This is a genomic window from Mesorhizobium sp. M0894, from assembly GCF_040319725.1.
In the GTDB taxonomy this organism is placed as follows: domain Bacteria; phylum Pseudomonadota; class Alphaproteobacteria; order Rhizobiales; family Rhizobiaceae; genus Mesorhizobium.
The window spans coordinates 21,256-33,256 of the sequence record NZ_JAMYOG010000005.1; the positions used below are offsets into that span (position 1 = coordinate 21,256).

The following is a 12,001-nucleotide window of genomic DNA, read 5'->3' on the forward strand; positions in this document are numbered from 1 at the left end:
GAGGGGTGTTCCAGGGACCGCCAACGCCTCATTTCTTCCAACATCCCTCAACCGTCTTGGCGCTACGCGCCAATCCACCTTCTCCCACAGGGGGAGAAGGGAAAAGGCTCCTAAACCAGCGGCTTCAGCGCCACCCAAACCGCGCCGCCGATCAGGCCGAGGAAGATCAGCCAGCCGACCTGGTTGTTCGATCTGAACAGCCTCAGGCACTGGTCCGGATCGTCGATGTCGAGCACGCCGATCTGCCGCGCCAGATGGGCGCCGGCGGCAATCAGCCCGGCGAGCGCCGGCACCGGTGCCTGCGCCGAGGCGAAAGCAATCGCGAAGCAGACCAGCGCTCCGCCATAAAGTCCGGCAAGCCAGGCCTTGGTGTTGTCGCCGAACAGGCGCGCCGTCGAGCGCACGCCGACGATGGCGTCGTCCTCCTTGTCCTGATGCGCATAGATCGTGTCATAGCCGATCACCCACAGGATCGAGCCGATATAGAGCATGATTGCCGGCCCATCGAGATCGCCGAACTCGACCGCCCATCCCATCAGCGCCCCCCAGGAAAAGGCAAGACCGAGAACCAGTTGCGGCCAATTGGTGTACCGCTTCATGAACGGGTAGATGGCGACGATGACCAGCGAGCCGATGCCGAGCAAGATGGCCAAGCTGTTGAACTGCAAAAGCACGGCGAGGCCGACCAGTGCCTGCAAGACAACAAACATCCAGGCCTGCCGGCGCGTAACCTTGCCGGCCGGCAGCGGCCGCGAGCGTGTGCGTTCCACCTGGTTGTCGATGTCCTCGTCGACCAGGTCGTTGTAGGTGCAGCCGGCGCCACGCATGGCGAACGCGCCAAGAAAAAACAGCAGCAGATACCACGGCGACGGCAGCAGCGAGAGCAGCGGGTCCGTCGGACGCGGATAGGCGCTCGCGGCAAGTGCAGCCGACCACCAGCATGGCCACAGCAGCAATTGCCAGCCGATCGGCCGGTCCCATCGGGCAAGCTGCGCATAGGGCCACAACCCCCGCGGCAGCGCGCGATAGACCCAGTGGCCGCTCGGCGCATCGGCGACGCGGCCCTGGGCCGCTTTCGACTGGACGGTTTCCATTTTGCTGGAGTGGCAGCAGAGGCGAATGCCGTCAAGCGTCAAGCAGGCCGGATCCGCTCGCGGCGCGGAATCGCCGCCGCGGACAGCCAAATGTCTTGACCCGCCGCCCGGGGCGCAATAGCGCAGTCCTGATCGGAACGGGCAAGGAATCCAGGCATGCGTGTTTTGCTGATCGGCTCCGGCGGACGAGAACATGCGTTGGCCTGGAAGATGGCGGCGTCGCCGCTGCTGACCAAACTCTACGCGGCGCCCGGCAATCCGGGCATCGGCGGCGAAGCCGAGTTGGTGAGGCTCGATGTTTCGGATCATGCAGCGGTGGTCCGGTTTTGCCGCGAGAAAGAAATAGACCTCGTCGTGGTCGGCCCGGAAGGGCCGCTGGTCGCCGGCATTGCCGACGACCTTCGCGCCGAGGGCATCCGCGTCTTCGGCCCGTCAAAGGCAGCGGCACGGCTGGAAGGCTCGAAGGGGTTCACCAAGGACCTCTGCGCCAAATACGGCATCCCGACCGCCGCCTATGGCCGCTTCGGCGATCTGGCTTCGGCCAAGGCCTATGTCGAGAGAATGGGTGCGCCGATCGTCATCAAGGCCGACGGCCTCGCTGCCGGCAAGGGCGTCACCGTCGCCATGACGCTTGACGAGGCGCTGGCCGCGCTCGACGCCTGTTTCGACGGCTCCTTCGGCCAGGCCGGCGCCGAAGTGGTGGTCGAGGAGTTTCTCAGCGGCGAAGAGGCAAGCTTCTTCTGCCTTTGCGACGGCATCACCGCGCTGCCCTTCGGCACCGCGCAGGATCATAAGCGCCTCAGTGACGGCGACACCGGCCCCAACACCGGCGGCATGGGCGCCTATTCGCCGGCGCCGGTGATGACGCCGGAGATGATCGACCGCACCATGCGCGAGATCGTCGAGCCGACCATGCGCGGCATGGCTGAAACAGGCGCGCCGTTTTCCGGCGTGCTGTTCGCCGGGCTGATGATATCAGACAGCGGGCCGAAGCTGATCGAATACAACACCCGTTTCGGCGACCCGGAATGCCAGGTGCTGATGATGCGGCTGAAGGACGATCTCCTGGTCCTACTCAACGCCGCCGCCGACGGCCAGCTGGCGCACACCTCGGTGCGCTGGCGCGACGAGGCGGCGCTCACCGTGGTGATGGCAGCCAGGGGTTATCCCGGCACGCCGGAAAAGGGCTCGGTCATTCGCGGCGTCGAGGCAGCGGCAGGCGACGGCGTCGAGATTTTTCACGCCGGCACCGCCATCAACGGCGGCGCACTCGTCGCCAATGGCGGTCGCGTGCTCAACGTCACGGCGACCGGCCGCACCGTCGGCGAGGCGCAGAAGAAGGCTTACGCCGCGCTCGACCGGATCGACTGGCCGCAAGGCTTTTGCCGCCGCGACATTGGCTGGCTGGCGGTGGCGCGCGAGCAGGCGAACTGACGCTTCAGGCGGCCCTCAGCCTCAGCGCAGGCCGCGGCCGAATACGGTCGAGACGCTGCTGACCGCATCGGCGGTGGGGGCAATTCCAGACACCGATGCCAGGCGCTCTTCGTTTCGCGTCCAGGCAACATATTCGGCAATCCCGCGCGGAAGGCTCGGCGCCGCCTTCGCCGCAGGCATTTGAAAGCCGCTGCTGAACCTGGCCAAGCGCGTCCTGAATACCGCGACCAGTTGCTCGAGGCTCGCGGGTGCTGCCACTGTGGCATAGGTCATGGCAGTGCCGGCGAGCCCCGCCTCGCGTGAGAGCGGCACCGGTATCGAGGCGAGATAATCCGGCTGCACGTCGATCAGGCCGCCGAACGGCCACTGTGCGCGCAATTCCGTCGCGTTCATCGGCGCGACGCTGACATCGATATCGTTGGGCGTGCCCGCAACCCTGTAGGGACAGCGGAACCGGCCGCAATTTGCTCGCGCCGAAAACTGCCAGAGCGCATAGCCCTGCCAGTTGCCCATCGGAAAATGCACATCGATGTCTGGCTTATAACGCGCGTACCACAGCGGCAACCGGGACAGGAGCGGGTATTTATACTTATTGTCGGCGATATGCCTGGCGGTCGTGCCGTTGGTGTAGAGCACCGGAAAGCGGCCAACCCGACGATGCACATGGCGCACGAATTCCTCGGCATCCTCGAGCGACATCCATTGGGTGGGATCATCGTCCTCGATGTCGAGGGCAAGCAGGTCATCCGGCCCGGGTTTCACGAAATTGATGAAATTATCGGCCTGTCCCACGGGGTTGCCAGGGCGGGCGAGATGATAGGCACCCCATTTCAGGCCCAGCGCCTTGGCCACCACCTTGCGCGTCTGGAACAGTTCCTGTGCCATCGCATGGCGCTTCCAAAGCGTCTTGCACAGACGCATCTCGGTCTCGTCGCCGAAACAGAAATAGGGTGGCGGCATTCCGTCGGATGCCTTGTTGATGAAGCCGACAAGACGCTTGTCGGCAGCTAGCCGGGTCCAGTCAATGGAATTGTATTCGTAGGCGTCGACGACCAGCGCCCGGTCCGCATCCTTCCACGGTTCGGAGAAATCCGAGGCCCTTGCCGGCGTCAGCGCCAGGGTTATCGCGGCCGCGACAAGGAGAAGCGCTGAGCGGACAAGGGGGTGCGCCGGCGTTTTCAAACAGCAGGTCCTTGCTGGCCAAAGCCAGATCCTGAACCGCCATGGTTAAGGAAATGCTTTCGATCGCGGCCCGCGGATGCCACGGCTCGGACAGCTTCTCCGTCGATGGTCTTGATGGTTGTCACTGGCGAGAGGGGATATGAAACGGATTGAGCGCCGGCACTTGCGACAGCGTTCCCTCGGCCTCGCGTTTGCGATGAGGGGTCAGCGAGCATGGTGGTGAGCACAATGTGCCGCGATCCGACCAATAGGCTGCGCCGTTCTCGACCTTACCTTCATGATAGCAAAAACCGGCCGCCCGCCAAAGCAGGCGCATTCGATGCAGCGATGGGCGTCAAGTCTGCGAGCACGAGGCAATCCTATTTCGGTATTCTGCTCTATCTTGGCGAATTTAGCCTGCGTCGTGGCAATTGCAAAATCCACGTGACAAAGTTTGACGTTTACGTAAAAAGAAGATGGACAGGGAACTCCGAAAGCAGATGATTTTGCGCCGGCACGGGTCTTAACTTGGCCTGCCGGACTGAGGAGAGCCAGGCTGAGGAGAAGCGAGCGCCATGTATCGGGCACCGGTCGAGGAAATCGCCTTCACCCTGAAGCATGTCGCCGGCTTGAAGGCGGCGCTCGATGCCGGCACCTTTGGCGAACTCGGCGAAGACCTCGTCGACGCCATTCTGGCCGAGGCCGGCCGTTTCGCCAGTGAGGAGGTGGCGCCGCTCTATGAGATCGGCGACCGGCAAGGCGCGGTGCTCAACGGCGCTGCCGTCACCACGCCAACCGGCTGGAAGGAACTTTATCGCCGCTGGATAGATGGCGGCTGGAACGCGCTGTCCGCGCCGGAAGCGTATGGCGGCCAGGCGCTGCCGGCCATGCTCGGCGCCGCCGCGCTCGAAATGTGGAACTCCGCCTCAATGGCGTTCGGCATCGCTCCGACGCTGACCATGGGTGCGGTCGAAGCACTCGACAAGCACGGCTCGCAAGCGCTCAAGGCCAAATATCTGGAAAAGCTGGTCTCTGGCGAATGGATGGGCACTATGAACCTGACCGAGCCGCAGGCCGGCTCGGACCTGAATGCCTTGCGAACCCGTGCCGAGCCGGCCGGCGACGGCACCTACCGCATCTTCGGGCAAAAGATCTTCATTACCTATGGCGAGCACGATTTCACCGACAACATCATCCATCTGGTGCTGGCGCGGCTGCCGGACGCGCCGGCCGGCACGCGTGGCCTTTCGCTGTTCCTGGTGCCGAAATTCCTGGTTGGCGACGATGGCGCGCTGGGCGGGCGCAATGACGTCTTCTGCTCCGCGCTGGAGCACAAATTGGGCATCCACGCTTCGCCGACCTGCACCATGATCTATGGCGATGGCTTCGAAGGCAGCACGCCCGGCGCGATTGGCTGGCTGGTCGGCGAGGAGAACAAAGGCCTCGCCTGCATGTTCACCATGATGAACAATGCGCGTCTTGCCGTCGGCATCCAGGGCGTCGCGGTCGCCGAGGCGGCGACGCAGAAGGCGCTGGCCTACGCCAATGATCGCCGGCAAGGCAAGGCGGCAAGCTATCGCGGTGCCGGCATGGCGCCGATCGTGCATCACCCCGACATCCAGCGCAGTCTTCTGACTATGAAGGCGCTGACCCAGATTGCCCGCGCCATCTGCTATTCCTGCGCCCACGCCATCGATCTCGCGTCCGCGAGCGAGGATGCAAAGCACTGGCAGGAACGCGCCAATCTTTTGACGCCGCTGGCTAAGGCGTTTTCCACCGATGTCGGCGTCGAGGTCGCCTCGCTTGGGCTTCAGGTGCATGGCGGCATGGGGTTCATCGAGGAGACGGGGGCTGCAGCGCTTTATCGCGACGCACGCATTGCGCCCATTTACGAAGGCACCAATGGCATCCAGGCAATCGATCTGGTGACGCGCAAACTGCCGCTCGGCGGCGGCCAGCATGTGCATGGCTACATCGCCGAGCTCAAGGCCGTCGCCGATGCGGTGCGAGCGTCGAACCTTGAAGGCTTCGGCCGCACCGCCGATCGGCTCGACCAGGCGCTCGACGACCTCTCCCAGGCAACCCGTTTCCTGCAAGACCTGCAGGCCGAAGGCCGTTCGGACGAGGCGCTGGCCGGCGCCACACCTTATCTCAGGCTGATCTCGCTTGCCGCTGGCAGCGCCTATCTGGCGCGCGGTGCGCTTGCCGACCAAAACCGCATCGCGCTTTGCCGGTTCTTCGCCGAGAACCTGCTGGGCGAGGTGGGCGCGCTGAAGGAGCGCGTCATCGGCGGCGCCGACAGCCTTGGCGTTGCCGGCAAGTCGCTGATTTCAGCCTGACGTTCGCAAACGCCCGAAATTCACAAAGGACAATCCGTGACAGACCACATCCTCGTCGAACGCCAGGGCGCCATCCAGATCATCCGCATCAACCGTCCGGACAAGAAGAACGCCCTGACCCGCGCCATGTATGCGACAATGTCGGCGGCTCTTACCGGCGGCGACGCCGATCCGGCGATCCGCGTCCATGTCTTTCTCGGCGTGCCCGGTGCCTTCTCGTCCGGCAACGACCTTGCCGATTTCATGGTCATCGCCTCGGGCGGCGAAGGCGGTACCGAAGTCTGGGATTTCCTGATGGCGTTGGCCAAAGTGGAAAAGCCCATGGTTTCCGGCGTCGACGGGATTGCGGTCGGCATCGGCACCACGCTCAACCTGCATTGCGACCTGACGTTCGCCACGCCGCGCACAATATTCCGGACGCCCTTCGTCGATCTCGGCCTTGTGCCGGAGGCCGGTTCGAGCCTGCTCGCACCGCAGATCCTCGGCCGGCAGGGCGCTTTCGCGCTGCTTGGCCTTGGCGAGGGCTTTTCGGCCGAGCGGGCGAAGGCCGCCGGGCTGATCTACGAGGTGGTCGAGGAAGACGCACTCGAAGCATCGGTATTGGCGGCGGCGGGCCAGATCGCGGCCAAGCCGCCGCAAGCGCTGAGGATCGCGCGAGACCTGATGCGCGGCTCGCGCGAAGACCTTGTCGAGCGCATCGGCCAGGAAAGCCAGCATTTCCGCGAGCGGCTCAAATCCGATGAAGCCCGCGCCGCCTTGACCGCCTTCTTGACCAGGAAAAAGGCCTAGACCTTCTGGCCTTGTCTCGCATCGTGGACCCGCCGGCAGCAACCGGCGGGTTTTCTCGCCATGCTCTCTTTGTCACATCGCCATTTTTTTACATTCGGCCTGGGCCTTTGCCGAAGACGTGTCGATCATGAATGTCTTGCCTTTGGCGTCGGTCATCAACATCATGCAATGCTTGATCGGTTTCGCCATTTTCATCATTTCGGCGCTCATCTTCGCGTCGGGCATCATGGTGCCCATATGCCCATCGGGCATGATCGCCATGACCTCGCCACCCTTCATCACCGTCATTGTCCCCATCGCGTCCTCCGCAAAGGCCTGCGAAGCGAAAAGGCCGGCAAGACCGGCTATCGTGACCAACCTGAGTGAATGCATTGCGTCCTCCTGAATTTGCGCCAGCGGCGCGTTGGGCCCTTCCCTGGTTCGTCCCCGCAAGCTGGAACGTTTCACGCACACGAGACCGTGAAGTGAGATCGGAAGCGCCAGGTCTCTGGAGCCCGGGAGTTCCGGGTGGTTCGGCGCAGGCGGTATGGCCTGACCTGGGTGCCGAGCGACTTACAAGGCCTAAGCCACCGCTGGGCGGCGTGCATGACGGTGAGGATTTCGACAGTCTCGCCGTCGACGCGATGAGGGATGATATACGGCTTCGACCAAGACGAGTTCCCGTGTCCCCTTGATGCGCCCGACACGCCCCATCGCGGTTGTTCGGCGAGATGTCCCGCCGCCGTTACGATGCGCGCAATGACTCTCGCGGCGGCCTCGGGATTGTCTTTCTCGCCATGCGCGCCGATTTCATCAAGCCGCCGCAGCGCCCGCTCGGTTTAGCGGATTGACTGTGGCTTATGCCTGGCGGGTCGACTTGACGTATTTCCCGACAACAGCCTCTACCTCGCCGGCACTGGCAAAATCGCCGCGCGAGCTTCAGCCAATCCTGCCTCTATTTCGGCGAGTTGCCATTCCTCACGGGCTACAAAATCCTCGATGGCCTGCGCAGCCACATAGGAGTCACTCCTGCGATTGAAACAGCGCGGCATCGTCCCCTACGGATAAAGCCTCACCTTGTCCCAGCCGCCCTCGGCGTTGCGCGAAAAGACGACACGGTCGTGCAGCCGGAACGGACGGTCGTGCCAGAACTCGATGGTCTGGGGCACGATGCGGAAGCCCGACCAGTGTTTTGGCCGCGGGATGTCGCCGATAGCGTGGCGCGCCGTATATTCGGCGACCGCCTTTTCCAGCGCGAAGCGGCTTTCCAGCGGCCGCGACTGTTTGGAGGCCCAGGCGCCGATGCGGCTGCCGCGCGGGCGGGTCGCGTAATAGGCATCGGCTTCGGCGTCGGTGACGATCTCCACCGGGCCGCGCGCCCGCACCTGCCGGCGCAGCGATTTCCAGTGGAAGCACATTGCCGCTTTCATGCTGCCCAGGATCTCACGGCCCTTGGCGCTCTCGAAGTTCGTGTAGAAGACGAAGCCGCCCTCATCGAAGCCCTTGAGCAGCACCATGCGCACATTCGGCATGCCCTCGGCATCGACCGTCGCCAGAGCCACGCTGTTGGGGTCGTTGATCTCGCTCTTCGTCGCATCGTCGAGCCACGCCGCAAAAAGCCGGAACGGCTCCGCCGCCTCGGTAAAGTCACCGCTTGTTAACCCGGTTTCGCTCATAGTTTTCCCAAATTTGTCGCCGGCTGGGGAGATTGCCGATTGTCGCGTATCGCGCAAGCTTTTGACAGTGGGCAATGGAACGTTATCGCTTCGGCCAGCGCCAAAGCCATGATCGTGATAATCGTCCTGCCGCTTGCCGCGTGTGGCGGCGGCGGCTTCAGCCTCGAGCAGGCGGAGGTCGACCGCTCGGTGCTGACCTCGAGCACGCCGGCCCCAGTCACGTCGCTCGATCAGGACCGCGCCTCCGACCAGGCCACGATCCGCAACGCCGTGTCCTCCGCCGACGTCGAGCAACTGGCCGGGCAGGCCGTTCCCTGGGCGAATGCCGACACCGGCTCGCGCGGCTCCATCACCGAACTGGCGGAATTCAGGGCTAACGGCGAGACATGCCGTCGCTTCACCGCGTCACGCGAAAGCTTCGACGGCGTCGTGCTGTTCAAGGGCGAAGTATGCCTGGCCGGCGGCAGCGCCTGGCGAATGCAGGACTTCAAGGCGCTCTGATTTTCCGCCAGCCATATGGTGGCAAGCCACTGGAATTTCTTCCTATGCGAGCGCATATAGGGGTAGCAAATCATGGACTCACTCCTTCTCCAGGGCAGTAAGCATGCGCGACCCCTATGAGGTGCTGGGCGTTGCCAAGAACGCATCGGCCAAGGATATAAAATCGGCGTACCGGAAGCTCGCCAAGAAGTATCATCCAGACCAGAATCCGGATGATCCCAAGGCGAAGGACCGTTTTGCCGCCGCCAACCAGGCGTACGAGATTGTCGGCGACGAGAAGAACCGGGCGGCTTTCGATCGCGGCGAGATCGACGCCGACGGCAAACCGCGTTTCCAGGGTTTCGAAGGCGCGGCCGGCGGCGCCGATCCTTTCGCCGGTTTCCGCCGGCAGCAAGGGCCGGGCGGCGCGCATTTCGAATTCCGCACGGGCCGTCCCGGCGGCGATCCGTTCGACGGCAACAGCGACATCTTCAGCCAGATCTTCGGCGATGCTTTCACCCAGCAGCGCGGCGCCGGCGCGGGCGGCCGCCGTCAGGCCCCGACCGCCGCCGATCTCAACGTGACGCTGGACGTCACCATCGAGGAAGCCGCCACCGCGGAGAAGGTGACGGCGATGTTCCCCGACGGCCGCAAGATGGCGGTCAAGTTGCCGGCCTATGTCGAGGACGGCCAGACCATCCGCCTGAAAGGCCAGGGCGAGCAAGGGCCGGGGCAGCCGGGCGATGCACTGGTCAAGATCCGCTTTCGCCGGCACCCGCGCTACCGCGTCGAGGGCCGCGACCTGCATGTCGACCTGCCGGTGGAACTGGCCGATGCGGTGCATGGCGCCAAGGTGGCGGTCGAAACTCCGACCGGCAGGATTGCGGTCAATGTTCCCCCTTGGTCAAGCTCGGACAAGGTTCTGCGGCTGAAGGGCAGGGGCCTGCCGGAAAAAGCCGGCGGTCACGCTGATCTCTACGCGCATGTGCGGCTGATGCTGCCGGAAGGCGGCGACGCCGAGCTCGAGGCGCTGATGCGTCGGCGAAAGGGCTGACGGAAGCCGAACTGGGGCTAGCCGACCACAACTCGCGATCGGTCATGCGTGCACTCGCGCCTATCAGTCGCCAAGTCTTCCCCCGCGGTGCCCCATCATCATCCGGGAAGCATACATCGTGGGCGAGCGCTTGCCGGGCAGATTTGCATCGAGAACGATCTGTTCGACGAACCCCTGGTTCGTTTCGAATTCAATGCACTCATCAAGCTTGTCGACGATCCAAAGCATGTATCTATCCTCCACACTCCCATTTTGGTTATTTTTCTTGTCATAGCCGCAATCGTCGGGCGGGATTTTTTCAGGAAAGGCTGGGATTAACATGATTTTCGGTTTCGGTAGATCATAGCAATGTCCTTCATATGAATAACCAACAATAATCCCACAAGAAAGCAATTGTCCTTCCGCTAGTGCCTCTTTTATAGTTATCAATGTTGATAAAGCGATTTTACCAAACTTTCGCGTGTCGAGTGCAATTTGGTACGACAGTCCTATCGGCCACGGAAAGTCAGGTATGGTAATAAGGTTTTTGAATACTTCTTCGTCAGATAATATATTTTTTCCTGTACCTCTTAATTCCTCTATTGCTTTCTTAACTTCTGCATTAGTTTTCTCATCATCTTTTGGATCGTCCATAGATATATTTGAAGAAATGCTTGTGTTGTTTGTGCCGACGGCCTTTGAACTCCCCGGGAACACGAGACCACGACTCCCGGGGATGCCGTAGAGCCTTGCTTGGCTGGCGTTATACGCGCCATCGGGAAAAGTCAGTGTCGGTCGGTGAAAATCGTCGCTCATGTTGCTTCTCCTCCGTTGTAATCACCAGTTCATAAAATTTCCCGCCACCTGAAGTTCTCCTCGAAGCTTGCCGCTATCGCCGGGCGGATGTGGTCGGACACTTCGATGATGGCGGAGGCTGCGACTGCGAATGTGAGATGATCGGCATCGAGCCGCGCCCACGCGCGCGCTAGCGCAAGCGCGACATCGTCGCGCGCCTTGATTAGCTCGGTCTTGAAAAGGAATGGACTGGCCCGGAATGCATCGCCCGTGAAGTTGGAGATGTGCCGCATGTCGGCTTCGCCAACCTGCCTGATGTCGAAGCGAAGCAGGCGCTCGTCGGCCAGGCCCTGCCGCACCAGGCCGGCATGGTAGAGATCGACCAAGGTATCGAACACCGCTCCCGTGAAGGGGCGGGACCTGTCATGAATCTCTTCGGTCACTTCCGTCATCTTGCGCGAGTTACTGGCAAGGCGGATCTGGCGGTCGCCCGTCAGTTCGGCGATGCGGTTGAGCTCGTTGAGGACAAGCAGGTTTGCCTGGCTGTGCCGTAACAATCGATCCATCCCGCTGTCGAAATGCAGGAACGAAAGCAGCGAAATAAGATCGGCGTTGGCTTCGTGGAACGGCCCGAAGTCGCCGTCCTGCAGGCCTTCCTTAGGCACTCCGAAGAGAGAAAAGAGTATGGAGTGACCCATTTCATGCGCGATCACGTCGAAGTTTAGAGCATATGGATGGCCGTGCCCATCGGCTCCACGCTCGCGGCCAAGCTCCAGATAGCCATACCCCGATTGCGCATTCTCCCAGTCAACCCAGGGAATGATCTCAAGCCGCTCGTATGTTTCGGCGAAGTACCAGACAATCGGCTTGCCCAGATAGCTTTCCCAGATGTCCAGCACCCGGCTCGCAGCCGCGAACGCATGCGCTGCCAGGAACTGGCGCGACTGAAGAGAGAGGTGGTCGAAATGACCATCAAAGCCGGGTTCGGCTGGTGGGAAATACGCGCCAACGAAGGGCGGCAGGTAGGGATACTCGTACGGCTGCTTGTCCAGCACGGGATCACGCACGTATATGCGACGATCCTCCGGGCCCGGATGGATCAAACCAGGCGATGTTGAAATCCAGACTACCTCGGGTTTCTCGTACCCAGAAACGTAAGGCGCTTGTGGGTATAGCAGGAAGCGTGTTCCAGCCGACATCCCCGCCCGACCGGCGACATCG

At 62.5% G+C, this 12,001-nt stretch carries 12 protein-coding genes and 1 pseudogene; 5 read left to right on the plus strand and 8 right to left on the minus strand.

Annotated features, from left to right (window positions below; translation table 11 throughout):
- Positions 1-110: 110 nt before the first annotated feature.
- Positions 111-1,094 (minus strand): 4-hydroxybenzoate octaprenyltransferase, encoded by a 984-nt coding sequence (ubiA, locus tag NKH91_RS11530; RefSeq protein ID WP_352588985.1) that lies wholly within the window; start codon positions 1,092-1,094, stop codon positions 111-113.
- Between the two features lie 156 nt (positions 1,095-1,250).
- Here ubiA and purD point away from each other — a divergent pair, with 156 nt between their 5' ends.
- Complete coding sequence (purD, locus tag NKH91_RS11535) at positions 1,251-2,528, plus strand: phosphoribosylamine--glycine ligase (protein ID WP_352547529.1); 1,278 nt, start codon at positions 1,251-1,253, stop codon at positions 2,526-2,528.
- Positions 2,529-2,549: 21 nt separating this feature from the next.
- On the opposite strand, the gene NKH91_RS11540 is transcribed toward purD, so the two are convergent.
- Entirely contained in the window at positions 2,550-3,710 is a 1,161-nt protein-coding gene (locus tag NKH91_RS11540) for a glycoside hydrolase family 25 protein (protein WP_352884896.1), read from the minus strand.
- A gap of 554 nt (positions 3,711-4,264) precedes the next feature.
- Here NKH91_RS11540 and NKH91_RS11550 point away from each other — a divergent pair.
- Both NKH91_RS11550 and NKH91_RS11555 read left to right on the plus strand, forming a co-directional pair.
- Positions 4,265-6,028 (plus strand): acyl-CoA dehydrogenase family protein, encoded by a 1,764-nt coding sequence (locus NKH91_RS11550; protein ID WP_352588988.1) that lies wholly within the window; start codon positions 4,265-4,267, stop codon positions 6,026-6,028.
- Positions 6,029-6,064: 36 nt separating this feature from the next.
- On the plus strand, positions 6,065-6,817 hold the full coding sequence (locus NKH91_RS11555; RefSeq protein WP_352483724.1) for a crotonase/enoyl-CoA hydratase family protein: 753 nt from the start codon (positions 6,065-6,067) through the stop codon (positions 6,815-6,817).
- Positions 6,818-6,889: 72 nt separating this feature from the next.
- Here NKH91_RS11555 and NKH91_RS11560 read toward each other — a convergent pair whose 3' ends face one another.
- The 4 genes and pseudogenes from NKH91_RS11560 to pdxH form a co-directional block, all read right to left on the minus strand.
- Positions 6,890-7,189, minus strand: a complete 300-nt coding sequence (locus NKH91_RS11560; RefSeq protein WP_023716881.1) for a hypothetical protein — start codon at positions 7,187-7,189, stop codon at positions 6,890-6,892.
- Positions 7,190-7,260: 71 nt separating this feature from the next.
- The gene (locus tag NKH91_RS11565) at positions 7,261-7,623 is read right to left on the minus strand and encodes a type II toxin-antitoxin system RelE/ParE family toxin (protein WP_352950976.1); all 363 of its coding nucleotides are present in this window, start codon (positions 7,621-7,623) and stop codon (positions 7,261-7,263) included.
- Positions 7,624-7,654: 31 nt separating this feature from the next.
- Positions 7,655-7,827: pseudogene (locus NKH91_RS32345) on the minus strand (CopG family ribbon-helix-helix protein); the annotation flags it as partial.
- A 27-nt stretch (positions 7,828-7,854) separates the two neighbouring features.
- Positions 7,855-8,472, minus strand: a complete 618-nt coding sequence (gene pdxH, locus NKH91_RS11570) for a pyridoxamine 5'-phosphate oxidase (RefSeq protein ID WP_292663882.1) — start codon at positions 8,470-8,472, stop codon at positions 7,855-7,857.
- 39 nt (positions 8,473-8,511) lie between these two features.
- On the opposite strand from pdxH, the gene NKH91_RS11575 reads away from it, so the two are divergent.
- A complete protein-coding gene (locus NKH91_RS11575) occupies positions 8,512-8,973 on the plus strand; it encodes an RT0821/Lpp0805 family surface protein (protein WP_352588994.1) in 462 nt (153 codons plus the stop codon).
- A gap of 103 nt (positions 8,974-9,076) precedes the next feature.
- Positions 9,077-10,006, plus strand: a complete 930-nt coding sequence (locus NKH91_RS11580) for a DnaJ C-terminal domain-containing protein (protein WP_352846037.1) — start codon at positions 9,077-9,079, stop codon at positions 10,004-10,006.
- 63 nt (positions 10,007-10,069) lie between these two features.
- Here the strand turns inward: NKH91_RS11580 and NKH91_RS11585 are convergent, their stop codons facing one another.
- Positions 10,070-10,801 carry a hypothetical protein gene (locus tag NKH91_RS11585; RefSeq protein WP_352884898.1) on the minus strand — a complete coding sequence of 244 codons (732 nt, stop codon included), beginning with the start codon at positions 10,799-10,801 and terminating at the stop codon, positions 10,070-10,072.
- A gap of 29 nt (positions 10,802-10,830) precedes the next feature.
- Positions 10,831-11,979 carry a gluzincin family metallopeptidase gene (locus tag NKH91_RS11590; RefSeq protein ID WP_502895965.1) on the minus strand — a complete coding sequence of 383 codons (1,149 nt, stop codon included), beginning with the start codon at positions 11,977-11,979 and terminating at the stop codon, positions 10,831-10,833.
- Positions 11,980-12,001: the final 22 nt, after the last annotated feature.

Excerpts from the sequence above, each read along its gene's own strand:
- NKH91_RS11550 (WP_352588988.1), top strand. The coding sequence starts at position 4,265 with ATGTATCGGGCACCGGTCGAGGAAATCGCCTTCACCCTGAAGCATGTC.
- NKH91_RS11560 (WP_023716881.1), bottom strand. The coding sequence starts at position 7,189 with ATGCATTCACTCAGGTTGGTCACGATAGCCGGTCTTGCCGGCCTTTTC.
- ubiA (WP_352588985.1), bottom strand. The coding sequence starts at position 1,094 with ATGGAAACCGTCCAGTCGAAAGCGGCCCAGGGCCGCGTCGCCGATGCG.
- NKH91_RS11580 (WP_352846037.1), top strand. The coding sequence starts at position 9,077 with ATGCGCGACCCCTATGAGGTGCTGGGCGTTGCCAAGAACGCATCGGCC.
- pdxH (WP_292663882.1), bottom strand. The coding sequence starts at position 8,472 with ATGAGCGAAACCGGGTTAACAAGCGGTGACTTTACCGAGGCGGCGGAG.
- purD (WP_352547529.1), top strand. The coding sequence starts at position 1,251 with ATGCGTGTTTTGCTGATCGGCTCCGGCGGACGAGAACATGCGTTGGCC.
- NKH91_RS11590 (WP_502895965.1), bottom strand. The coding sequence starts at position 11,979 with ATGTCGGCTGGAACACGCTTCCTGCTATACCCACAAGCGCCTTACGTT.
- NKH91_RS11585 (WP_352884898.1), bottom strand. The coding sequence starts at position 10,801 with ATGAGCGACGATTTTCACCGACCGACACTGACTTTTCCCGATGGCGCG.